The 20,805-nt window shown below is 68.7% G+C and carries 26 protein-coding genes and 1 tRNA gene; 16 read left to right on the top strand and 11 right to left on the bottom strand.

All coding sequences use genetic code 11. The features are described from left to right. Positions 1–6 precede the first annotated feature (6 nt). On the bottom strand, positions 7–729 hold the full coding sequence (locus JL108_RS10115) for a DUF3662 and FHA domain-containing protein (RefSeq protein ID WP_205198169.1): 723 nt from the start codon (positions 727–729) through the stop codon (positions 7–9). A gap of 140 nt (positions 730–869) precedes the next feature. Between JL108_RS10115 and JL108_RS10110 the strand changes: the two genes are divergently transcribed. Next, a tRNA-Leu gene (locus JL108_RS10110) sits at positions 870–952 on the top strand. 167 nt (positions 953–1,119) lie between these two features. Here the strand turns inward: JL108_RS10110 and JL108_RS10105 are convergent. The 3 genes from JL108_RS10105 to JL108_RS10095 form a co-directional block, all read right to left on the bottom strand. Beyond that, the gene (locus JL108_RS10105; protein WP_205198168.1) at positions 1,120–1,542 is read right to left on the bottom strand and encodes a MarR family winged helix-turn-helix transcriptional regulator; all 423 of its coding nucleotides are present in this window, start codon (positions 1,540–1,542) and stop codon (positions 1,120–1,122) included. Next, on the bottom strand, positions 1,539–2,195 hold the full coding sequence (locus JL108_RS10100) for a hypothetical protein (protein ID WP_205198167.1): 657 nt from the start codon (positions 2,193–2,195) through the stop codon (positions 1,539–1,541). Before JL108_RS10100 ends, JL108_RS10105 begins: the two co-directional genes overlap by 4 nt. 102 nt (positions 2,196–2,297) lie before the next feature. Beyond that, a complete protein-coding gene (locus JL108_RS10095; RefSeq protein ID WP_205198166.1) occupies positions 2,298–2,873 on the bottom strand; it encodes a dihydrofolate reductase family protein in 576 nt (191 codons plus the stop codon). A gap of 93 nt (positions 2,874–2,966) precedes the next feature. Here JL108_RS10095 and JL108_RS10090 point away from each other — a divergent pair, with 93 nt between their 5' ends. From JL108_RS10090 to JL108_RS10080, 3 genes are read left to right on the top strand one after another with little or no spacing between them, the layout of a single operon-like run. Beyond that, a complete protein-coding gene (locus JL108_RS10090) occupies positions 2,967–3,512 on the top strand; it encodes a helix-turn-helix domain-containing protein (protein ID WP_205198165.1) in 546 nt (181 codons plus the stop codon). Then, complete coding sequence (locus tag JL108_RS10085; RefSeq protein ID WP_205198164.1) at positions 3,509–4,207, top strand: ABC transporter ATP-binding protein; 699 nt, start codon at positions 3,509–3,511, stop codon at positions 4,205–4,207. Before JL108_RS10090 ends, JL108_RS10085 begins: the two co-directional genes overlap by 4 nt. Next, complete coding sequence (locus JL108_RS10080) at positions 4,204–5,001, top strand: hypothetical protein (protein ID WP_205198163.1); 798 nt, start codon at positions 4,204–4,206, stop codon at positions 4,999–5,001. Before JL108_RS10085 ends, JL108_RS10080 begins: the two co-directional genes overlap by 4 nt. A gap of 147 nt (positions 5,002–5,148) precedes the next feature. Here JL108_RS10080 and JL108_RS10075 read toward each other — a convergent pair whose 3' ends face one another. Further along, the gene (locus JL108_RS10075) at positions 5,149–5,859 is read right to left on the bottom strand and encodes an AraC family transcriptional regulator (RefSeq protein WP_205198162.1); all 711 of its coding nucleotides are present in this window, start codon (positions 5,857–5,859) and stop codon (positions 5,149–5,151) included. Positions 5,860–6,040: 181 nt separating this feature from the next. On the opposite strand from JL108_RS10075, the gene JL108_RS10070 reads away from it, so the two are divergent. Genes JL108_RS10070 through JL108_RS10035 form a run of 8 tightly spaced genes read left to right on the top strand, consistent with a single transcriptional unit; the run spans position 6,041 to position 14,865 of the window. Then, the gene (locus tag JL108_RS10070) at positions 6,041–7,135 is read left to right on the top strand and encodes an iron ABC transporter permease (protein ID WP_205198161.1); all 1,095 of its coding nucleotides are present in this window, start codon (positions 6,041–6,043) and stop codon (positions 7,133–7,135) included. Positions 7,136–7,140: 5 nt separating this feature from the next. Then, positions 7,141–8,199 (top strand): iron chelate uptake ABC transporter family permease subunit, encoded by a 1,059-nt coding sequence (locus JL108_RS10065; protein ID WP_205198160.1) that lies wholly within the window; start codon positions 7,141–7,143, stop codon positions 8,197–8,199. Beyond that, positions 8,192–9,037, top strand: a complete 846-nt coding sequence (locus tag JL108_RS10060; RefSeq protein WP_205198159.1) for an ABC transporter ATP-binding protein — start codon at positions 8,192–8,194, stop codon at positions 9,035–9,037. Before JL108_RS10065 ends, JL108_RS10060 begins: the two co-directional genes overlap by 8 nt. Next, complete coding sequence (locus JL108_RS10055; protein ID WP_205198158.1) at positions 9,034–9,993, top strand: ABC transporter substrate-binding protein; 960 nt, start codon at positions 9,034–9,036, stop codon at positions 9,991–9,993. Before JL108_RS10060 ends, JL108_RS10055 begins: the two co-directional genes overlap by 4 nt. Positions 9,994–10,011: 18 nt before the next feature. Then, positions 10,012–11,547, top strand: a complete 1,536-nt coding sequence (locus JL108_RS10050) for an ABC transporter ATP-binding protein (protein WP_205198157.1) — start codon at positions 10,012–10,014, stop codon at positions 11,545–11,547. Then, positions 11,544–13,199 (top strand): ABC transporter ATP-binding protein, encoded by a 1,656-nt coding sequence (locus JL108_RS10045; RefSeq protein ID WP_205198156.1) that lies wholly within the window; start codon positions 11,544–11,546, stop codon positions 13,197–13,199. The genes JL108_RS10050 and JL108_RS10045 overlap by 4 nt, the downstream gene beginning before the upstream one ends. Beyond that, positions 13,196–14,086 (top strand): siderophore-interacting protein, encoded by an 891-nt coding sequence (locus JL108_RS10040; RefSeq protein WP_205198155.1) that lies wholly within the window; start codon positions 13,196–13,198, stop codon positions 14,084–14,086. Before JL108_RS10045 ends, JL108_RS10040 begins: the two co-directional genes overlap by 4 nt. Further along, positions 14,083–14,865, top strand: coding sequence for a DUF429 domain-containing protein (locus JL108_RS10035; RefSeq protein WP_205198154.1), 783 nt, complete (start codon positions 14,083–14,085; stop codon positions 14,863–14,865). Before JL108_RS10040 ends, JL108_RS10035 begins: the two co-directional genes overlap by 4 nt. On the opposite strand, the gene JL108_RS10030 is transcribed toward JL108_RS10035, so the two are convergent. The 5 genes from JL108_RS10030 to JL108_RS10010 all read right to left on the bottom strand — a co-directional run bounded on the left by JL108_RS10030 (position 14,859) and on the right by JL108_RS10010 (position 16,784). Next, a complete protein-coding gene (locus JL108_RS10030) occupies positions 14,859–15,209 on the bottom strand; it encodes a VOC family protein (RefSeq protein WP_205198153.1) in 351 nt (116 codons plus the stop codon). The genes JL108_RS10035 and JL108_RS10030 overlap by 7 nt on opposite strands. A gap of 94 nt (positions 15,210–15,303) precedes the next feature. Next, complete coding sequence (locus tag JL108_RS10025) at positions 15,304–15,567, bottom strand: GlsB/YeaQ/YmgE family stress response membrane protein (protein ID WP_205198152.1); 264 nt, start codon at positions 15,565–15,567, stop codon at positions 15,304–15,306. Positions 15,568–15,617: 50 nt separating this feature from the next. Further along, positions 15,618–15,932: a DUF4235 domain-containing protein gene (locus tag JL108_RS10020; RefSeq protein ID WP_205198151.1), complete on the bottom strand. Its 315-nt coding sequence runs from the start codon at positions 15,930–15,932 to the stop codon at positions 15,618–15,620. Further along, positions 15,929–16,483 carry a type 1 glutamine amidotransferase domain-containing protein gene (locus JL108_RS10015; RefSeq protein WP_143914719.1) on the bottom strand — a complete coding sequence of 185 codons (555 nt, stop codon included), beginning with the start codon at positions 16,481–16,483 and terminating at the stop codon, positions 15,929–15,931. The genes JL108_RS10020 and JL108_RS10015 overlap by 4 nt, the downstream gene beginning before the upstream one ends. Positions 16,484–16,499: 16 nt before the next feature. Continuing rightward, positions 16,500–16,784: a WhiB family transcriptional regulator gene (locus JL108_RS10010; protein WP_087622429.1), complete on the bottom strand. Its 285-nt coding sequence runs from the start codon at positions 16,782–16,784 to the stop codon at positions 16,500–16,502. A 131-nt stretch (positions 16,785–16,915) separates the two neighbouring features. Here JL108_RS10010 and JL108_RS10005 point away from each other — a divergent pair, with 131 nt between their 5' ends. Genes JL108_RS10005 through JL108_RS09990 form a run of 4 tightly spaced genes read left to right on the top strand, consistent with a single transcriptional unit; the run spans position 16,916 to position 20,154 of the window. Beyond that, complete coding sequence (locus JL108_RS10005) at positions 16,916–17,875, top strand: MerR family transcriptional regulator (protein WP_205198150.1); 960 nt, start codon at positions 16,916–16,918, stop codon at positions 17,873–17,875. A 58-nt stretch (positions 17,876–17,933) separates the two neighbouring features. Further along, positions 17,934–18,737: a crotonase/enoyl-CoA hydratase family protein gene (locus JL108_RS10000; RefSeq protein WP_205198149.1), complete on the top strand. Its 804-nt coding sequence runs from the start codon at positions 17,934–17,936 to the stop codon at positions 18,735–18,737. Positions 18,738–18,766: 29 nt separating this feature from the next. Next, positions 18,767–19,525, top strand: a complete 759-nt coding sequence (locus JL108_RS09995; RefSeq protein WP_143914722.1) for a bifunctional 2-polyprenyl-6-hydroxyphenol methylase/3-demethylubiquinol 3-O-methyltransferase UbiG — start codon at positions 18,767–18,769, stop codon at positions 19,523–19,525. Next, entirely contained in the window at positions 19,522–20,154 is a 633-nt protein-coding gene (locus tag JL108_RS09990) for a YigZ family protein (RefSeq protein WP_205198194.1), read from the top strand. Before JL108_RS09995 ends, JL108_RS09990 begins: the two co-directional genes overlap by 4 nt. On the opposite strand, the gene JL108_RS09985 is transcribed toward JL108_RS09990, so the two are convergent. Next, on the bottom strand, positions 20,109–20,801 hold the full coding sequence (locus JL108_RS09985) for a GtrA family protein (protein ID WP_205198148.1): 693 nt from the start codon (positions 20,799–20,801) through the stop codon (positions 20,109–20,111). The genes JL108_RS09990 and JL108_RS09985 overlap by 46 nt on opposite strands. Positions 20,802–20,805: the final 4 nt, after the last annotated feature.

The raw sequence follows: 20,805 nt of genomic DNA, 5'->3' as shown, positions 1-20,805 counted from the left end.
TCCGGATCACCGAGTGGACGAGGGGATGCGCACGGTGAGCGTAGTGTTTCCGAGCCGAATCTGCGACCCGTCGGCCACCGGCGAGGATTCTACGCGCCGTCCGTCGACGACCACGCCGTTGGTGGAACCGAGGTCTTCGACGGCCACGGCGGGGGCATCGGCGAGCCCGCCCACGTGGATGCGGGCGTGCCGGCGGGAGATACCTGGGTCGTCGATCTTGAGATCGCTGTCGGAGCCGCGGCCGATGACCAGGCCGGGTGGACTGACGGGGTGCTTCATGCCGCCGACCTCGAGGACCACGGCGGCTGAACGCACGGAGGTGTCGGTGAGTCGCTCGGCGGGTGAGGCGTGGACGGTCGCATTCGTGCGGCTGTCGACCGTGAAGCGTCCCGTGCGCAGCGTGTCGTCGCGCTCGAAGGTGATCGCCAGCCCGCCGGCGAGGGTGTACCGCTGCTCCTCGACGTGCTCGCGTACCAACGTGGCGAGCTCCTCGGCGAGCGTGGAGCCGAACGGTGTCAGCCGCTCGTAGTCCGCCTGGGAGAGATGCACCGTGAAGTCGTTGGGGACGAGGATGCGGTCGCGGGAGAGGATGCTGGTGGAGTTGTCGATCTCGCGTTGCAGCTCGGCAGCGATCTCGACCGGCTGCACCGCGCTGCGGAACGCCCGCGCGAAAGCACCCGTGACGGCGCCTTCGAGGCGTCGCTCGAAGCGGCTCAGGACGCCAGCCATGGTGCACTCCTCTCGCTGGGGACCGGGCAGTGACTCTCCTTGATCGTATCGGTCCCGTGGAGGCGGGCCGGTACGCGACTGGCCGAAGGGCGCTGCTAGACTCATTCCTCGGTCGTAGCGTCGGTGACGGACGGCCACACGCGCGAGTGGCGGAATGGTAGACGCGCTGGCTTCAGGTGCCAGTGTCCGCAAGGGCGTGGGGGTTCAAATCCCCCCTCGCGCACAGTACTGATCAGCCCCTCATCCGGTCTCACGGGTGAGGGGCTGTCGCGTATTCGCGGCACGCTCGGGAGGCGGCGGTAGGTCATCAACCCCTCCCGCCGGGGGGCGGTAGCCGATCAACCCCATCGAGCGCGGATGAGGTTGACGGTCTACCTGCGCCAGGGTTGATCAGTCCTCCAGCGCACGAGCGATGTCCTCGGTGGCGTCGAGGAAGGTCTGTGCCTGGTCGTCGGTCCACCGCTCGATGACCTCAAGCAGCCGTCCGATGCTGTCGGCGTAGAGCGCCTGGAAGCGCTCGATGCTGGTGGCGTGGATGTGGATCGAGCGGCGGTCGGCGGCATCGGGATGGCGTTCGATCCAGCCATCCCTCTCCAATCGGGTCAGCACCCCGGTCATCGTCGCCAGATGCGTGGAGGTCCGGTGCGCGAGGGCTGTGGGGGTCTGCGGTCCTTCGCGGTGCAGCACCTCCAGTACGGTCAGGTCGCTCTCGCGTAGCCCTGCCGTGTTGGCGACGGCGCGGTCGTGGGTAGCGAAGCCGGTGCGCAGCCTGCGGAGCGCGAGTATCAGCGAGTCGCTCGAGGGCGTGGTCATGTCTCCAGTCTCCTCGCGAACAAGGGGAACGGCGTGATCCCCACCTCGCGCAGTTGTCCGCGCACCGTTCGGTAGAACGACGGACGCAGCAGCTGGTTCGCCAGGAAGGGCACCACCTTCCCCGGGATGACGGCGTAGTTCATGATGAGGAAGGGCGCGTCCCCGGTGAACTCCAGGAGCGTGGAATTGTCGACTCCGAGCTTGTCGGCGTACCACCTCGCCACGGAGGTCCACGCCCCGACCGCCTCCTCGGAGCTCGCCTCGCCGGCGAAGTGGTTCAAGAGGATCTCCCCGCCGCGGTCCTCGGTGTCGCCGATCCTCCCCGCGTTGCGAGCCGTCAGGGCGAGCTCCGGCTGATCCAGTCCGAGGGCTGCGGCCCGTTCGACCAGCAGGTCGCTCAGCGGTTCATCGGCGTGGACGAGCAGTGCGAGATCGTAACGGGGACCGCCATCGATGGGCGGGATCGCGGTGATCTCCAGTGCGTGGGCGGTGGAGACCTCCCCCTCTGCCGTGAGCTCTGTGGCGAGTCGTGCCAGCTCGCGCCCGTGCTCCGCGCGCTTCTGACTGAAGCGGACGAAGGGGCCGGTCAGGCGCAGGTCGATCGCCCAGGCGAGGTGGGTGAACCAGCCTTCCAGTGGCGCTTCGAGGTCCATGTGTCACTCCTTGCTACGAGATTCATATTTTATGAAAACCATAGTAACCGGACAGACACTTATGCCGCGAGGTGGCGTGTGACTACTGCCTTGTCGAGACCGTCAGGATTTTCGCTGGGGAGGATCGGCCCGGCGGTAGTGCAGGGCGACCGCGCCATTGCTGAGCGGCTTGGCGGACATCAGCTCGAGGCGTCGAGTGCCGGGCAGTCCGCCCTGGTGCAGCGTGGGGCCGTGGCCGGCGATCATCGGGTGCAGGAGGAAGGCGTACTCGTCGATCAGATCCAGTCGGTCCAGTTCCGTCGCGAGGGCGCCGCTGCCGACCAGCACCCCGTCGGGAGTCGCTTCCTTGAGTTCCCGAACCGCCGTGCGCAGGTCGCCGGTGAGGTGGTGGCTGTTGCTCCACGGGAAATCAGTGCGCGTGGAGGAGACCACGTACTTGGGCTTGGACTCCAGCTTGAGGGCCCACTCGCGGATCGCCGGCGGTGCGTCCTCGTCGCCGCGGGCGACCGCGGGCCAGGAGCTCTCCATCATCTCGTAGGTGACGCGGCCCCACAGCATGGCGCCGCTCTCGTCCATGAGGCGGGTGAAGTAGGCGTGCGTCTCGTCGTCGGCGATGCCCTCCCGGTGGTCGACGCAGCCGTCGAGGGTGACATTGAGGCTGAACGTCAGCAGGCCCATAGGCCGATGGTAGGCCGTCGATTCCCGGGCCGCCCCTCCAACGCTCAACGGGAACATGAACAATATCAGTATTGATAGTGATAGCCTTGAGGTATGTCGATGCCCTCGGTAGTGCTGCACCCGGTCCGGCTGCAGATCGTGCAGGCCCTCCTCGGTGAGGAGCTGACCACCCACCAGCTCCATCGACGTCTGCCCGATGTCCCCATTGCGACCTTGTACCGTCACGTCGCCCAGCTGGTGAGGCACGAGCTGATCGAGGTCGCTGGTGAGCAACAGGTTCGGGGTGCGAGCGAGAAGACCTATCGCTTGGCGGCGGGGTTCGCCAACCCGACAGCCGAGGAGCTGGCCGGCTCGAGCTCGGAGGAGTTGTTGACGGCCTTCACCGTGTTCACCTCCGGTCTGATCCGCGACTTCGGCGAGTACCTCGGAGGCGACGGGCGCGATCTGGCCGCCGACCGGGTGAGCTTCGCCCAGGCGGACTTCTGGGCGACCGATGAGGAGGTCGACGAGCTCACCGGTGCGCTGATGGAAGCGCTCGTCGCCGTGCGCGCCCATGGCCCGGGTGAGGGACGGCGGCGACGGAAGCTCACGACGATCCTGGTCCCTCGGCCAGAGCCTGAAGCGGAGGGCTCGGCATGAGCACCGCGCAGGCTGCCGGGCTCGTGGTGGGGTACGGAGAGACGGAGGTCGCCGGTCCGCTCGACCTCCGGCTCCGCCCCGGCATCACCGCCTTGCTCGGCCGGAACGGCTCAGGCAAGACGACCTTGATGCGGACGCTCTGCGGCATCATCCCGGCACTGCGTGGGACGTGCCGGGTGCTCGACGTCGAGGTCGAGGACGGCGCGGCGGTCCGCTCGCGAGTGGGCTATCTCGGGCATGAGTCCGCGCTGGCCACGTCTCTGACCGTCGAGCAGAATCTCGAGTTCTGGCAGAGCGTCACCGGCACCTATCCCGAGGTCACCAGGGTCGGCCTGCCGGAGCTGATCGAGCGTTTCGACCTGTCGGAGCTCGTGTCGCGGAAGGTCGCGACGCTGAGCCGAGGCCAGCGTCAGCGGGTCGATCTCGCGCGGCTGGCGATGACGGACCCGGAGTTCGTCGTGCTCGACGAGCCGCTCAGCGGACTCGACCCGGTCTACGCCGCGCAGACCCGCGACCTGTTGCGTGACTGGGGACGCGAGCGCACGGTGCTCTACTCGACGCACAGCGTGCCCGAGGCGATCGAGCTCGCCGACGCCTATCTGATCGTCACCGGACACGAGGTGGTCGAGCTCGGCGGTGACGGAACGGCGGTCACCGAGACGGACATCCTCGAGATCCTGGGGAGGACCTCATGAGCGTGGGCCGCCGCCGCATCCTCGCGTTCGCCCGACGCGCCTGGCGCCAGCAGCGCAGCACCGCCGTGTGGCTGGCAGCGGTGGTCGGAGGCGTGCTCGGCGTGGTGGTGTTCCTCGGGTCCGGGGGCGCGAACACGCTGCCGGAGCTGTCCGAGCTGATCCCGACGGAGGGGACCGGCCTCGTCTCCGTCCATGACGACGGTGGGTTCCTCCCGATGACCGCCTATGTGCTGACCATGGCTCCGGCCGTCCTCGGCATGCTGGTGGCCGTCGTCGCGACGCTGACCCTCCCCGGGGTCGTCGCCGACGATGTCAGCGGCGGAGGCATCGAGGTCCTGCTCGCCGGACCGATCCCGCGCCGCTCGCTCTTCATCGCGTACCTCGGCGCCGGTCTCCTGCTCACGGCGGCTTCTTGGGTCGTGGCCACGGTGAGCTTCGCCCTGGCGATGGCCGCGACCGCCGTGGTGCTGGGGGTGAGCGTCACGGTCTCGGTCGCCTATGTTGCGGCGATTGTCGTCGTGCCCCTGTCGATGGCGATCTGGTCGTCCACGGTGACGCTGTTCGGCGCGCTGCTGTATCCCGGCAGCCTGGAGTCCAAGGCGGGCTTGAATGGCGGGCCGATCAGGTTGCTGGCGATGCTCCCGGCGCTGGTGGCCGTGCCATCGGTCCTGCTGCTGCCGGGCTGGGTACTGGCGGCCCTCGCCTGCGTCCTCGTCGGTACTACGGCCGCGAGTGCGGTGCTGGTCGCGCTGACCGCCCGGGGCTTTCGGAGCACTCGGGTCCTCAGCGCCTGACGGTGTACCCCTACGTCAGCGGTAGCCGAGCACGCGGGGTGTGACGAGATCGTCGCGGGCGCGCTTCCGGGGTTGACCCACGTCATCTGCTCGGCTACCGGAGCCTCGCCGCAAGCGCGGGCGGGCTGCTGAGTCCACCGTGCGCTCTCAGCCATGTGAGAAGTGGCCCGGGGTCGTGCGGAAGTGTCGCTTGAAGGCGTCGATGTAGCCGTTCGTGCTCGTATAGCCGACGCCGGCGGCTACATCGTGCACGTGGTCACCTCGTCCGAGGGCGGGGAGGCTGGCGTTGAGGCGGATATTGGTCCGCCAGTTCGGAAAGCTGAGACCGGTCTCGCGCGAGATCAGACGTTGGAGGGTCTTGCCGCTGGTATAGAGGCTCTCGCCCCACTGGTCCAGGGTGCGGGCATCTCGGGGGTCATTCAGCAAAGCCGTGGCGAGCTCGTAGGCCCTGGGATCACGCGGAATCGGGATGACCAGTCCGTCGTCGTCCACCGGATGGAGAGCGCTCCGGGCGGTACGCCAGGAGCGACGCGCGACTTCCGTCCGGTCGGTCTGGGCGAGGGTTCTCAGTGCCTCCGCGGCGCGCTCGGAGACCAGGACGCGCCGGGCACCGTGGACGGGCGGCACATCCGCGCACTGGATGAACATGGCACGTGAGCACGAGTTCGGAACGACATCGCCCGGAACGCCGGGAGGGATCCACGCTCCCTGTCGGGGGGTGAGCGCCCAGCGCCGGTTGCCGAGGTGGACGGTCATGCTGCCTTCGAACGCCCAGACCAGTCCGCCGCTGTCGCCGGGCAGTAGGTCCCATTCGTAGGCGCCGAATCCGTAGACGGCCCCGAAGTCGGTCCGGTGCACTCGAAGGACGGATCGATCATCCAATTCGTGCACGCGAGAGAACAGCAGATGGTTGTGCACGCGCTCTCCGAGGATGTCCGGATATTTGGATGAACTCTAGCTTAGCCTCACCTAATCTTAAGCGCGATTGTCTGTGCCTCTCCGCGCGCAAGGCCGGGGTGAATGAGCTTTCGAAGGTCCGATGTCCCACGATCGAACTACCCAAGACGAGCCCGCCGTGCGGTCGGGTCGCTGGCCGATGCTGAACACCGAGGATCGGCGGACGATGCAACGTTCGGCAGGGGTGCGGTCCGCGTGGCTCATCGTCTGCGTCGGGGCTGTGTTGCTCGCGGTCGTCGGGAGTGTCCTGGTGGGCTCATCGTCGATCTCACCCGGAGAAGCGTGGCAGGCACTCCTCGACGGGGGTGTTCCACTGACCGATGCCGCGGTGGCCGTACGGGAGGTGCGACTCCCGAGGACGGTGACGGCCGTGCTCGTCGGTGCCGCGATGGGCGCCGCCGGTGCGCTCATGCAGGGCGTGACCCGCAATCCCCTGGCCGACCCAGGGATCCTCGGAGTCAATGCGGGGGCGGCGTTCATGGTGGTCGTGGCGATCGGCGTCTTCGGGCTAGCCACGCCGTCGCGGTTCCTGTGGTTCGCCTTCGCGGGCGCGCTGGGTGCCACCGTCCTGGTCTACGCGCTCGGCAACCGGGGCCCGGCGCGCGGTTCACCGGTCATGATGACGCTGGCGGGGGCTGCGGTGACGATCCTGCTCACCTCCGCCAGCTCGATCCTGCTGCTCACCGATCGTGCCGGACAACTGGTCTTCGCGCGCTGGAGCGTCGGATCGCTCGAAGGGGCACGGCTGACGGTCATCGGGCAACTCGCACCGTTCCTGCTGCTCGGCATCGCCCTCGCGATCGTCAGCGGACGCCTCCTCAACGCGTTGAGCCTGGGCGAGGAAGTGGCCCGGGGGCTCGGTCAGCGGGTGGGTCCCGCGCGGGTGATCGTGCTCGCCGCGGTCACCCTTTGCTGCGGCGCCGGTACGGCTGCCGCTGGGCCGGTGTCCTTCGTGGGGCTGGCGGTCCCGCATCTGGCCCGCAGGATGGTGGGCCCCGATTATCGCTGGGTGACCGGACTATCAGTGCTGCTCGGAGCGGTGTTCCTGTTGCTCGCCGATATCGCCGGCCGCGTCATCGTCGCCCCCTCGGTGCTTCCGGCCGGCGCTCTGACCGCGATCATCGGCGGACCGGTGTTCATCGCGCTCGCCCAGAGCAGACGATTGCGAGAGCTGTGAACGCGATGACCATCACGTCCTCCGAGACCGGATCGCCCCGCACTGCCGAGTCAGTGCGCAGCTGGCGGCGCGCTCGGAGTCGGCGCGAGCGTTCAGTGGGGGCCACCCTGATCCTGCTCAGCCTCCTGCTGGTCTGCCTGGCCAGCGTCAGGGGGTCTTATGACCTGAATGTCGCCGAGGTGGCGCTCGGGGCGGTGGGCATCGGCGATCCGATGACCGTCTATGTCGTGCAGCAGCTGCGGCTGCCGCGCTCAGCCGTGGCCTTCGGCGTCGGGATGGCGTTCGGCGTATCGGGGGCGGTGTTCCAGTCCCTCGCCCGCAATGCCCTCGCGAGCCCGGACATCATCGGGATCAGCACCGGAGCGAGCTTCGGCGCGGTGCTGGTGATCGCGACGATCGGATCGAGCGCTGTGCTCGTCCCGGCCGCGGCATTCGGGGGAGCCCTCGTGACAGCGGCCTTCGTGACGGCGTTCTCCTTGCGCAGCTCGGTATCGCCGATGCGGCTGATCCTGGTCGGCATCGGGCTGCAGGCCACGCTCGGTGCCGTCATCGGGGTCGTTCTCGCGCGTCTCGACCCCGGCCGGATCGAGCAGTCGCTGAGGTGGCTCAGCGGCAGCATCTCCGGTCGCGGGTGGCTGCACGTCGCAGGGATCGCCGGCCTCCTGCTCCTCCTCGCCGTCCCGCTGCACGTCGGTACTCGTCCTCTGGGCGTACTCCAGCTCGGCGATCAGGTGGCGCGCTCGGCTGGAGTCGGCACCCGGAGCTGGCAGATCACGCTCATCGTGTTGGCCTGTGTGCTCTGCGCCGGAGGGGTGTCGGTCGCCGGTCCCGTGCTGCTGATCGCTTTTCTCGGCCCGCCGATCGCCCGGCGCCTCATCGGCTCGCCGGGGCCGGCGCTGGCGATGAGCGGCATCGTCTCGGGCACCGTGATGGTGGCATCGGACCTCATCGCACGGGAGGGCATCGGCCATCTCAGTCTGCCCGTGGGGATCGTCACCGGGCTGCTGGGCGCACCGGTGCTGTTGTGGGTGCTGCTGCGCGGCAAGGGAGTAGGCCATGGCTGAACAGCTCTCCGTAGAGCTTCGTGCCGAGGGACTCGCACTCGGATACGGGCGGACCGACATCGTCTCCGGTGTCGATCTGACACTGGCTCCGGGCACGGTCACCGCCGTCGTCGGGGCCAACGGATCCGGGAAGTCGACCCTCCTACGCGGACTCGCGCGTCTGCTGCCCGCGACCAGTGGTCGCGTTCTTCTGGGCGGGCAGGACATCCGGCGGCTGAGCCAGCGCACCCTCGGCAAGCGGATCGCCGTGCTGCCGCAGGCTCCGGTGGCACCGGAGGGGATCCGGGTCGCCGACCTCGTCGCCCGCGGCCGCTACGTCCACCAGTCCTGGCTGAGACCGTGGTCGCGGGCGGATGAAGACGCCGTAGGGCATGCACTCGACGTCACCGGCTGTGCCGCCTTCGCGACCCGACCGCTCGATGAGCTGTCGGGGGGACAGCGCCAGCGCGCGTGGATCGCGATGGTGATCGCGCAGGATGCCGGCGTGTTGTTGTTGGACGAGCCGATCACCTTCCTCGACCTCGCACACCAGCTAGACGTGCTCGACCTCCTCGCCGATCTCAACCAGTACGACGGACGCAGTGTGGTGATGGTTCTCCACGACCTGAACCTCGCCGCCCGCTACGCACACCGCATCGTCGTCATGCGCTCGGGGCAGGTGCTCCGCGACGGCGCACCCGACGACGTGGTCGACGACTCCCTCCTCGCCGAGGCCTTCGGGTTGGACGCGAAGGTCGTACGCGACGAGGTCGCCGGAACCCCGCACGTCCTTCCCATCGGTCGGCACCTACGCCTGTCCGCTCCCCCCGCACCAGCATCCCGAAAGGAAATCCCGTGAGGCACCGCTCCCTGATTCGCGTCACCACCGCTGTCGCCCTGACTGTCATGCTCGCTGCCGCGTGTTCCCCCGCCGATCCCGAGCCGGCGTCCGGCGATGAGACGAGGACCGTGGACGATCAGTTCGGCACCGTGACCTTCACCGGCACCCCCGAGCGGGTCGTGGCCAGTGGAAACACTGAGTCTGACATCGCCATCGCACTGGGGGTGACTCCCGTTGCGATGGGTCAGTGGTACGACGAGGACGACGGCTCATCGCCGTGGCGCCGCGAGATGCTCGACGGTGAGCAGCCGGAGATCATCGGCTACAACCCGGACGGATACGACGTCGAGGAAACGCTGGCCTTCGAGCCCGACCTCGTGCTGGGCGGCTTCGATCTAGAGGAGGAGCCCTATCGGCAGCTGAGCGCCGTCGCTCCCACCCTCTCCATGCCCTATAGCGCGACGGGGGATGAGCTGACCCGCGCCGTCGGTGTCGCGCTGAACCGCGAGGCCGAGGCCGAGGACCTCATCGAGCGCACCCAGGCGATGGTCGCGGACGCCGCGGAGGAGTTCCCCGAGCTCGACGGCAAGACCATCTCCGTCGTCTCCGACGGGTCCCCAGGCACGCTCGTCGACATGACCGGCGCCACGCTGAATCTCGGGATGCTCGAAGGGCTGGGTCTGACCGGTGCCCCCGGGGTGTCGGATTTCGCCGCGGATGACTACACCGAGGTGCCGGCGGAGAACTGGACCGTCTTCGACGGCGACATCCTCGTGGTGGCCTACTACGACGAGGCCGTGCGTGCCGAGGTCGAGGCCAGCGAGCTTTTCCAGCGCATTCCGGCGGTGCGCAACGGCCATTACTTGGCGCTGACCGATCGCGACGATGTGGAGCTGATCCGTGCCGCCGCGCCGCCGTGGGTGCAGTACGCGCTGCGTATCCTGGTCCCTCGTCTGGCTGAGATCGCCCGCTGACCGGGGACGTCTCCTGAGATGTCCACTGGATCCGCGCTGCTCAGCAAGGCCCTCGGCCACACCCGGCGCGGGGTGGTCGGTGGCGCTGCCCTCGGTGCCGTGGGGGAGTTCGCGCTGGTCGCCATCCCACTGGTGATGCAGCTCGGACTGGATGAGGGACTCATCGGCGGTGACGCGGGGGCGGTGATCGTCTCGGCCCTCGCCCTGGCAGTTCTCGGGGTGACCGCGACGATAGTGCGTCAGGCCGAGCAGCATGTCACCTGGATGGCCGGTGCGCGTACCGTCGGCCTGCTGCGGGCAGAGGTCGCGGCGGCGGTCCTGCGATGCCCCGACAGGACATCGTCCGGTGATCTCAGCAGCAGGCTGAACCGGGATGCCGATGAGATCTGGGAGTGGCTGTCGGGCGTCGTGTCGAGCATCCGTCTGATCTTCGGGGTCGCCGGTGTGATCGTGGCCGTTGCGGTGCTCGATCCGATCCTGGGCGGCCTTGCCATCGTCGCGGCCGCGCTCACCTTCCTGACCGGCGTGGCCTTCCCCCGCCGGTACGAACGCCGGAGCGCCGTGGCCGCGCGGACGATGGGCGCGTCGACCCAACGACTGGAGGAGCTGCTCACCGGACTTGGAACGATTCGCGGTCTCGGCGCAGAGGCGCCGTTCCTGCGCCGTCATCGGCACGCATCCGAGCACGCGGCCGCCTCGATGCTGGCCACTGGACGGTTAGTCGCACTCTGGTCGGCTGCCGCGTCCGCCGTGCCGTTGGCGGCCGGGGTCGCAGGACTGCTGGTCGGTGGGCTCGCGGCCGCCGACGAGCGCCTCAGCGTCGGTACCGTGGTTGCCTTCTCCGGCTGGATGATCCTGCTCGCCGACCAATGCTCGGCATTGTCTCGGCAACATGCGGGTCGCCGCTCGGCCGCGGCAGCCGCCGCTCGGCTGGCGGAGATCCTCGACGCGCCGCCCTCGCGCACGGGCCGGCGTCTCCCGCAGTCCGGGACATTGCTTGCCGAGGGGGTGCGGGACGGCGAGACATCCATCGTCGACGTCGAGCTGCCCCCGGGGGCGCACCAGCGGATGGAGGTGTCGGACAGTGGCGCGGTCGCACGGCTGTTGACAGGCGTCCAAGCTCCTGATGGGGGCACCATCGGGTTCGGCGGTATCGAGTTCGCTGATGCTGCCGAGGATGCCGTCGCCGAACGCATCCGTCTCGCGCCCCAGCATCCGGTGCTGATCATCGGGACGATCGCCGAGAACATCGCCCTGGGTCGAGCGGTCACCGTGCAGACGCTCCGCGAAGCCTGCCGCCGCGCCGGGATCCTCGACGAGATCGATGCCTTCCCCGACGGATGGGAAACCCTCCTGGGCGATCGAGGAGCGGGGCTCTCCGGTGGGCAGCGGCAGCGTATCGGCATCGCCCGCTCACTGATCGGCGAGCCGGCGGTCCTCGTCCTCGATGACGCGACCAGTGCCCTCGATCCGGTCTCCGAGGCCCGGGTGAGGGCCGGCGTGACATCGGGTGAAGAGTCGACCGTGCAGCTGGAGACCCGGAGCACGCCATGAGAGAGATCAGGTTCCTGCTCCCCTTCCTGCGGACGGATGCGAAGCGAATCGCTCTCGCGATCGTCTGCGCTCTCCTGGCCGCTGCATCCCTCGCCACGTTGCCGTTGCTCACCGGCCGTGTCGTCGATCTGGCTCTTGCCGGGGAGTCCGGCGCCATCGTGTCGGCGGCCGCGTTCGCCGCGGCCGCGGTCACCTGCCACGTCGTCGCGGGCTGGGGGGCGGCCATGCTGCTGACCGGCGTCGCGTCGCGGCTCGGCCATCTTCTACGGCGCACCTACGCGGAGCGGCTCGCACGAACCTCGCTGTGCGAGCTCGAGGCTCATCGCACCGGGGACCTGCTCTCCCGCGGCAGTGCGGAGGTCGAGGAGGTCGCCGACTTCGCCGCCTCGGGACTGAGCAGTCTCATCGTCACCGTCGTGTACCTGATCGTCAGTCTGGCGGCCCTCACGACCTACTCGTGGCAGCTCACCCTTCTCGTCGTCTCCCTGGCCCTGCCCGCGGCGATCATCGTGATGATGCGCTTCCAGCGTCGTGCCGACGAGGCCTTCGGCGCGGAGGCGGAGGCGCTCGCGGACCTCACGGCGACGGTCGTCGAAGGAGCCACCGTCGCCGTCTCCCTTCGCGGACGCGAGTCTCGTGAATGGTGGTCCCGGCGCGTGGCGGGACTCAACCGCAGGCTGCTCGACGCTGTCTCCAGGACCGTTCGCGCGTTGAACACGCTGCCCGTGCTGACCGCGCTCGAGAGTCTCGTGCTGGCCGCGCTTCTCCTCGTGGGCGGCGTGCTCACCGCCGCGGGGTTGATCACGGCCGGCACCGTCACCGCCTTCCTCGTCGCCACCGGCACGCTGTTCGCCAGCACGAGCGATCTGGGCGATATCCTCGGCGCGCTTCAGTCGGCGCGGGCGCGGGTGCGGCGTTTCATCGAGGTCGCGGGCACCTCCCCCGACACCGGCAGCACCGCGTCTCCTCGCGATGGCGCACTCAGTCTCACCGATGTCACGTTCGAGTATGCGGGGCGGCAGGCGTTGTTCGAGTCGCTGCATCTCGACCTTCCGGCCGGGTCGAGAACTGCTCTGGTAGGACCCTCGGGAGCGGGGAAGTCCACTCTGGCGAAGATCCTCGCCGGTCTCTACGCACCTGACCGGGGTGTGAGCACGGTTGGCGGAGTTCCAGCGCCATGTGCCGTCAGTTCGACGGGCGGCCGGGCCATAGCCCTGGTGACCCAGGAGCATCATCTGATCCCTGGCACGCTGCGCGAGAACCTCTTCCTGCGAGAGGATGCCGACCCGGTTGCTGGGGTCGCCGCTCTCGGTCTGGGCTCGTGGGTCGAAGCCGCGGGAGGACTCGACGCACCGCTGGATCCCGCCGGGATCGGTGCCGTCGACCGGCAGCTGATCGGGATGATCCGCGCGGTCCTGACCCGCGCCGACGTGTTGATCCTCGACGAGCCCACGGCGAGCCTCGACCTCGAGACGGACACACGCCTGCTCGACGCATTGCTGCGCGCACGGCCCGAACTCACCGTCGTGGTCGTCACCCACCGTGAGGCCGCGCTCGACCTGTTCGACGTCGTCCTGGGCGTCGAGGGAGGACATGTCACCCCCCGCGCTCGGTCCGCGGGGGCGCCACCACCATGTGAGGAGAGCTCATGAGTACGACGTATGTGCGGGCCACCGTCGCCCATGTCCAGCGGTTGACGCCCGCGATGATCCGCATCACTCTGAGGAGCGACGATCTGCGCGACTATGAGGCCGACGGGTATCCCGACGACTACTGCCGGGTGCTGTTCCCACATCCTGGCGAGCGTGAGCCGGTGATCCCGGAGACTGTGGACGGACTGCAGGTCACTCCTGCCGGCCGCGTCGATGCGCCGATGCGCAACTACTCCATCCGGCGACTCGACCGAGATGTTCGTGAGGTCGATATCGACTTCGTCGTCCACGGTCGTGGGATCGCCACCAACTGGGCACAACGGGCCCGACCCGGGGACGTGCTGGCGCTAGGACCGGCCGGTGGCGGATATGCCCCGCCCGCCGGTGTCGCCTGGCGCCACCTCGCCGCTGACATCACGGCACTTCCCGCGGCCAGTCGCGTCATCGAGGAACTGTCGGCGGGGGAACGTCTCATCGCCAGCATCGTCGTACCCACGCCGGCAGACGAGCAGAGACTCGTCTCCGCGGGTGACGTGGAATTGCGCTGGACCCATGAGCCCGATCCGGCTCGCGTCGGCGCGGCCCTGCTGCGTGCCGTCGAAGAGTTCGCTGCCCCGGCCGGCGAAGGATATACGTGGGTCTGCGGCGAGAACACTGCCTGCCGTCTCGCACGTAGGCACCTGCGTCACACGCTCGGACTGCCCGCGGACCGCTACCGCACCCTCGGATACTGGCGTCTCGACGACGAACGCTGGGCCGCACGCTACCGGGAGGTCGCCGATGAGGTCGATCAGCGGATCGAGGAAGCTGGAGCCGCGATCAGCGATGACGAACGATTCATGGACGAGGTCGAGCGCATCTACGAGGAGGCAGGACTCGGCTGGTGACCGGCTTCGCCCGGCGGGCCGGGTCGTGTGCCATCGGGGACGATGGTGCGGTGGAGTTCGTCGGCGTCGACCTGGCCTGGGGTGAGCGCGGGCGCACCGGCCTGGCGGCACTCGATGGCTCCGGAGCGCTGGTCGACACTGCGAGTGTCCGGACCGATGACGAGATCGATGCGTGGCTCGCGCCGCGTGACCTCGCGGTCGTCGCCGTGGACGCGCCGCTGCTCGTGCCGAATGAGACGGGGATGCGCTCCGGTGAGGCGGAGGTGACCTCCGCCTTCGGCCGTTACGGTGCCGGTTGCCACGCCACCAACCGCGGGCGTCCGTGGTTCGACCCGCCGCGCGGTGAGCTATTGGCTCGTCGACACGGCTGGACGACTGATCCGCGGCGCGTGGAGGGCGTCGTCTGCGTCGAGGTCTATCCACACGCGGCGCTCGTGGGACTGTTCGCCCTGCCCTACCGGCTCGCCTACAAGCGCGGGCGCGGGCGGATGATCGATGAACGGCGCGAGGAATTCAGTCGGCTGCTCGGGCTCCTCGAGAGTGTGCGCAGGCTCCGTCTGATGTCGTCACCGGTGTGGGCACGGCTGCGTACCGCGGTGGAGGGCGCGCGCCGGCAGGTCGACCTGGACCGGGTCGAGGACGAGATCGACGCCATCGTCTGTGCGGATCTCGCCTGGCGGTGGCGTCATGAGGCGGGCACGCTGCGGGTCTATGGCGACCCGTCGGCCGGCTATCTCCTCGCGCCGCCTCCGCCGACGCACGCGGCGCGTCGTCAGTGAGCGCCCGAGATGCAGAACACGTTGCCGTCCGGGTCGGCCATGACGATCCAACGGAAATCGCCCATCGTCTGCTCATCGAGACGCTCCGCGCCCGACGCCACCAGTCGCGCGGCCTCGTCGTCGAGATCGCCATCGGCTTCCAGATCGAGATGGACACGATTCTTGCCGGGTGTGGGATCGGCGACCTTCTGGAAGGCCAGGCGGGGGCCGCTGCTCAGTTGCACCACCGAGAACCAGCCGTCGTTCTCGGCGATGACCTCGCCTCCGGTCTGCTCGGCCCACCAGCGGCCGAGTGGCAGTGGGTCGGTGGAGTCACAGGTGATCATCACGGGGCGCAGGCTCATGTACAGCACTCTAGAACCGACCACTGACATCGCAGCCGCGTAGACGAGGGGCCGCCGACCGGGTGGTCGGCGGCCCCTTATCGGGTGGCGCGGGTCAGGCCTTCTTGCGACCCGTGACCGCGTTGAACACGATGAGGACGATGATCGCGCCGATCACCGATCCGATGATGCCGGCGGTGTTGCCGAGACCGAAGCCGTCGCCGCTGATGACGGCGCCGATCGAGCCACCGACGAACGAGCCGACGACGCCCAGGATGATCGTGCCGATCACGCCCATGCTGTCGTCACCGGGGACGACAGCGCGTGCGATGAAACCGGCGATGAGGCCGACGAGCAGGAAGACGAGGAGACTCCACATGATGATGCCTTTCGTGACGGGGAAGTGAGGGGGGAAGTGAGGGGACGGGGTCAGTTACCGGGCCACTCGCCGGTGGCCTTCTGGAACGCACGCGCGCCTTGGCGTTGGACGAGGGCCTTCACCACGGAGAAGATCGCGCCCTGCAGCACGGCGGCCAGCAGGATCTCCTTGAGCGAGAACTCCGACTCCAGCGGGCCCGGGGCGTCTCCCTCGGAATTGGGGCTCACCCGCTTCCAGATCTGCTTGAAGGCGAAGCCCGCCACGACACCGGCGATGATCGAGCTGACGATGCCGACCGGCTTGTAGAGGATTTTTGCCGAGGTGCTCGCCTCGGCCTCCGCACCCGCGAAGTCCTTGCCGCTCATCGCTGTCCCACCACGTCCACGATGGTGGCGTTGAACGCCTCGAGATCGTCGGGATTGCGTGAGGTGATGAGGTCGAAGCCTTCTGCGGTGCAGTGCTTGACCGTCTCGTCGACCCACTGGCCACCCGCGTTGACGATGTCGGTGCGCAGGCTCGGGTATGACGTCAGCGTCTTGCCCCGCGTGAGCCCGGTCTCGACGAGTGCCCAGGGGCCGTGGCAGATCGCGGCGATCGGCTTGCCGGCCGCGGCGAAGGCCTTGATGAACCCGAGTGCGGTGTCATCGAGACGGAGGGTGTCCGCGTTGACGGTGCCACCGGGGATCACCACCGCGTCGAAGTCATCGACCGAGAGATCGGCGATGGTGGCGTCCGGGGCGAACGTCTCGTCCTTGTCGACATCGCCGACCATCGACTGAACATCGTCGGAGGCGGGGGCGGCATGGACGGCTCGGCCTCCAGCCGAGATGATGGCCTCTCGGGGGGACGTGAGTTCGACTTTCTCGACGCCGACCTGTGAGGTGATGATCGCGATGGACTTGCCTTCCAGAGACATGGTCCTCCCTTCGCCGTCAGCTGGCGATCCGCTGCTCGAGCAGCTTGGATCGTTCGGATTCGGTGAGTCCGCCCCAGACGCCGTAGGGCTCCTGGACGCGCAGGGCGTGCTCGCGGCACTGGTCGATGACCGGGCAGGTGGCGCAGACGGCCTTGGCGGCCTCTTCACGCCGATGTCGCTTGGCGCCACGCTCGGCTTCGGGGGAGAAGAACACCGAGGAGTCGGCACCCATGCAGGCGCCCTCCCACTGCCAGGCGTACGACTCGATGATGGGGGACGGGAGACGCTTGATGTTCACCATGCTGCTGCCTTCCACGTGCGAACTGTGGGACGTCGTGGCTGCTTGCTCAACCCCGAGTGATGACGTGCCGATAAACTTACTCATAACCTATTCACATGGCAAGGCCGTGAACAAGTTCTAAACTGATCGAGATGGTGATGACCCCCGACCCGCCCCCTCCCGCGGATCCTGACGAGGCCTCGACCGCTGCCCACTGGCGCGGTGCTGCCGACGTGACCTGGAGCGTGGGCATGGTCGCCGAGCGCCTGGACATCTCGGCCTCGACGCTGCGCACATGGGAGCGCCGCTACGGTCTCGGCCCCACCTTGCGCACGAGCGGAGGCCATCGCCGCTACTCCGCGCTCGACATCGACCGCGTCGATCTGATGCGTCGGCTGTTGGCGCGTGGGGTCACCGCCCAAGAAGCGGCCAAGGTCGCCAAGCGACTCGTCGGCGACCAGGCATCCGCGACGGAGATCGTCCCCGCTGCCGAGCCGACACCCGACCAGCGTCGCCTCGCCGAGCAGTTCGTCGAGGCGACCCAGTCCTTCGACGCTCGTGCGCTCCACCAGGTCGCGGCGACCGCGCTGGAGACCTTCGGCACCGTGGAAGCCTGGGACGACGTGTTCGTGCCGGCCTTCGTGGAGATCGGCGAGCGCTGGGCCGACGGCCGACTGGGAGTGGAAGGCGAGCATCTCGCCAGCTCGAGCGTCCTCAGCGCCTTGCGTGCGCATTCGCGCCGTCAGACGCTGCCCGAGCTCGACCGCCCGACCTCGGTCATCGTCGCGAGTGCGGAGGACGACCAGCACAAGCTCCCCGTCGTGGCGCTCGAGGCCGCGCTGTGCGAACACGGCATCAGCTCGGTGGAGCTCGGCGCGCGACTGCCCGCGTCGGCATTGGAGACGGTCCTGACCGCGGTGCGTCCGCAGGTGCTGTTCCTCTGGGCGTCGATGACCAGGCCTCCCCGCGACCCCGTGATCGCGGTGCTCGACCGGCTCGCGGACGACACCACCGTCGTGCTCGCGGGTCCCGGCTGGCCGGCCGATGTCGCCACCGTCAAGGGACTTCACGACACCGTCGAGGTCGTGCTCTCCCGCGTCCTGGCCACCTGAGCGCCGTCTCGCGCCGCACTCGGTCCGTGGGTGGGGCGCAGGACACTAGGGTGTGCTCATGAGCGAGCGTCAGGTGGAGACCGAGATCGAGGGACCGATCGCCCGGGTGTGGCTCAATCGGCCCGACAAACTCAATGCGATCACCTTCGACCTCCTCGACGGCCTGGTCGACGCCGCCGCGACGATCGAACGCGAGCGCGGCGTCCGCGCGGTGCTGCTAGAAGGACGCGGCTCCTCCTTCTGCGCCGGCCTCGACTTCGGTGCGGTCCTGACCCGCAAGCGCGAGGTGGCCAGGCGCTTCCTCGCCAACCCCCTTCGCGGCACGAACGGATTCCAGCGCCCGCTCTGGGTCTGGCGCGAACTGCCCGTCCCGGTCATCGCGCTCACCCGCGGACACGTCTTCGGCGGGGGCATCCAGCTGGCGCTCGCGGCGGACTTCCGCTTCACCACACCGGACTGCCAGTGGTCGGTGATGGAGGCCAAGTGGGGCCTCGTCCCCGACATGAGCGGCTCGGTTCCCCTCGGTGATCTCGTGCCGGCCGATGTCGCCAAGCGGCTCGTACTGACCGGCGAGGTCTTCTCCGGCGAGAAGGCCGTCGACTACGGTGTCGCCTCCGGGGTCCATGAGGATCCCTCGGTCCCGGCGGAGGAGCTGGTCGATCAGATCCTGGAGCGCTCGCCGGATGCCGTCGCCGCCGGCAAACGGCTCATGGACCGCACGCGCCGGTCCACCCCGCGCCGCGCATTCCGTCTCGAACGCCGCTTCCAGCAGGCGATGATGCGTTCGGCCAACACCCGGGAGGCGCGACGCGCCGGCACCGCCAAGGAGGCTCCGGCCTTCGGCCCCCGCACGTTCGGCTGAGTCGTCCGGGGCCCGGGTAGGGTGGTGCCGTGAGTGAGAAGCGCAAGAAGGTCGCCGACCAGTACGACCGCGATTACGACTACACCAAGTACTGGGACAACCGGGACTACGAGCATGCCGCCGAGGAGATCGCGATCCGACGGTTGCTGGACGGACAGCGCTTCGCCGCCGCCGCCGACATCGGTGGCGGTTTCGGTCGGCTGTCGCTGCTGCTGCGCGAGTACGCCGACCGCGTGACCCTCGCGGAGCCGAGCCGCACCCAGCTCGAGGCCGCCGCCAAGCTGCTGGAGGGCACCGACATCGCTCAGGTCCAGATGCAGGCCGATGACCTGAAGTTCGAGGACGGCGAGCTCGACCTCATCACCATGGTCCGCGTCATGCATCACCTGCCCGCCCCGGCGGACGAGTTCGCCGAGATCGCGCGTGTGTTGCGTCCCGGCGGCACCGCGATCATCGAGGTCGCCAACCTCGGCCACTTCAAGAACCGTCGTAAGTACAAAAAGCTCGGTCAGCCGCTCCCGACCGAGCCCGTCAGCATCCGCACGGCCCCGGTCGACGAGCCCGACGCGATCGCCTTCGTCAACCACAACATCGACACCGTCGTCGGGCAGCTCTCGGAGGCCGGACTGCAGCTGAGCGACAAGCTCTCGGTGAGCAATCTGCGCAGCCAGACCCTGAAGAAGTACCTGCCGATCGGGGTCATGACCACCGTCGAGAAGCTCGCCCAGCGTCCGCTCGCCGGTCGTGACTTCGGTCCGTCCATCTTCCTGAAGCTGCGGCGCCGCTGAGGTCGTACCGCACCCTCGGCCTCGCGGTCGGGAATGAGGCTCAGGCCGAGATCGAGGTCAAGCGGTCTCGGTTCCTCGCGTGTGTCCGCCGGGTGCAGAGTGAGGACGACGCCCGAGCGACCATCGAGGAGATCCGCGCCCGGCACCGCGACGCTCGGCACCACTGCACCGCCTTCGTCATCGGGCCACGAGCGGACCTCCAGCGCTCCAATGACGACGGAGAGCCGTCCGGCACGGCCGGTCGGCCGATGCTGGAGGTCCTCAACGGACACGGATTGAGCGATGTGGTGGCCGTCGTCACCCGCTGGTTCGGTGGCACGCTGCTCGGTGCCGGTGGGCTCGTTCGCGCCTACGGAGACGCGACCGCGGCGGCCCTCGATGTCGCCGGCACCCGTGAGCGTCGCCTCCTCGACATCGTGCGGGTCCAGGTGCCGATGAACGAGGCGGGCCCGCTGGAGCACCGCCTACGGCAGGCGGGGGAAGTGATCGACGCCCACTACGACGAGCGGGTCACCTATCGCGTGGCCACGACCGATGCGGACGCGCTCACGCGCGACATCGCGGTGTGGAGCGCCGGTGCCGTTCAGGTGGAGTCGGCGGGATCGCTCTGGCGCGACATCGTGGGATGAGGCGCGTCGGCGTCGCTGCCGGTGAAGACGACCTTCTCGGCGCGCTCGAGCCGGGTGCCGGAGACCGGTACCTCCTCGCGGTGATGTCCCCACACCCAGTACCGGTAGAGCACGAAGCGGAAGATCGTGCCGAGGGCGAGGCCCACGACGTTCGCGGAGATGTTGTCGGCCAGGGCGCTGGTCAGGTCGAGCACGTGATGGCTGAACCACAGGCACAGCAGGCTCACACCCATGCCGCCGAGCGAGACCACCAGGTACTCCAGGAACTCCTTGAACCATCCGGGACGCCGTTCGGCACGGAAGGTCCAGTAGCGATTGCCTACCCAGTTGAAGACGATGGCCACGGAGGTGCTCACCGTCTTCGCGCCCAGGGCGGTGGTCACCCAGGTCTCGCCGCCGAGGGGGCCGAAGCGCAGCAGATTGAACAGACCCACGTCGACGACCAGCCCGATGAGACCCACCACGCCGAACTTGAGGGCGTAGCTGACGACGCGATCCCACAGCGTGTGCACGGCGCGCGCAAGGGGGAGGGGCACGGGGCGGCTGCCTTCGGTGACGGGACGACGAGAGCCGGTCTTCCGGCCGATCTCCCACAGTAGCTCGCCGGCCGAACCATGCTCGCGGAGCCGATCGGGGTCGATCGGCACGATC

Origin of the sequence: Aeromicrobium sp. YIM 150415 (assembly GCF_016918125.1) — a bacterium.
In the GTDB taxonomy this organism is placed as follows: Bacteria; Actinomycetota; Actinomycetes; order Propionibacteriales; family Nocardioidaceae; genus Aeromicrobium; species Aeromicrobium piscarium.
The sequence above is the reverse complement of the archived record's forward strand: the minus strand, read 5'-3'. Positions and strand labels throughout refer to the sequence as shown.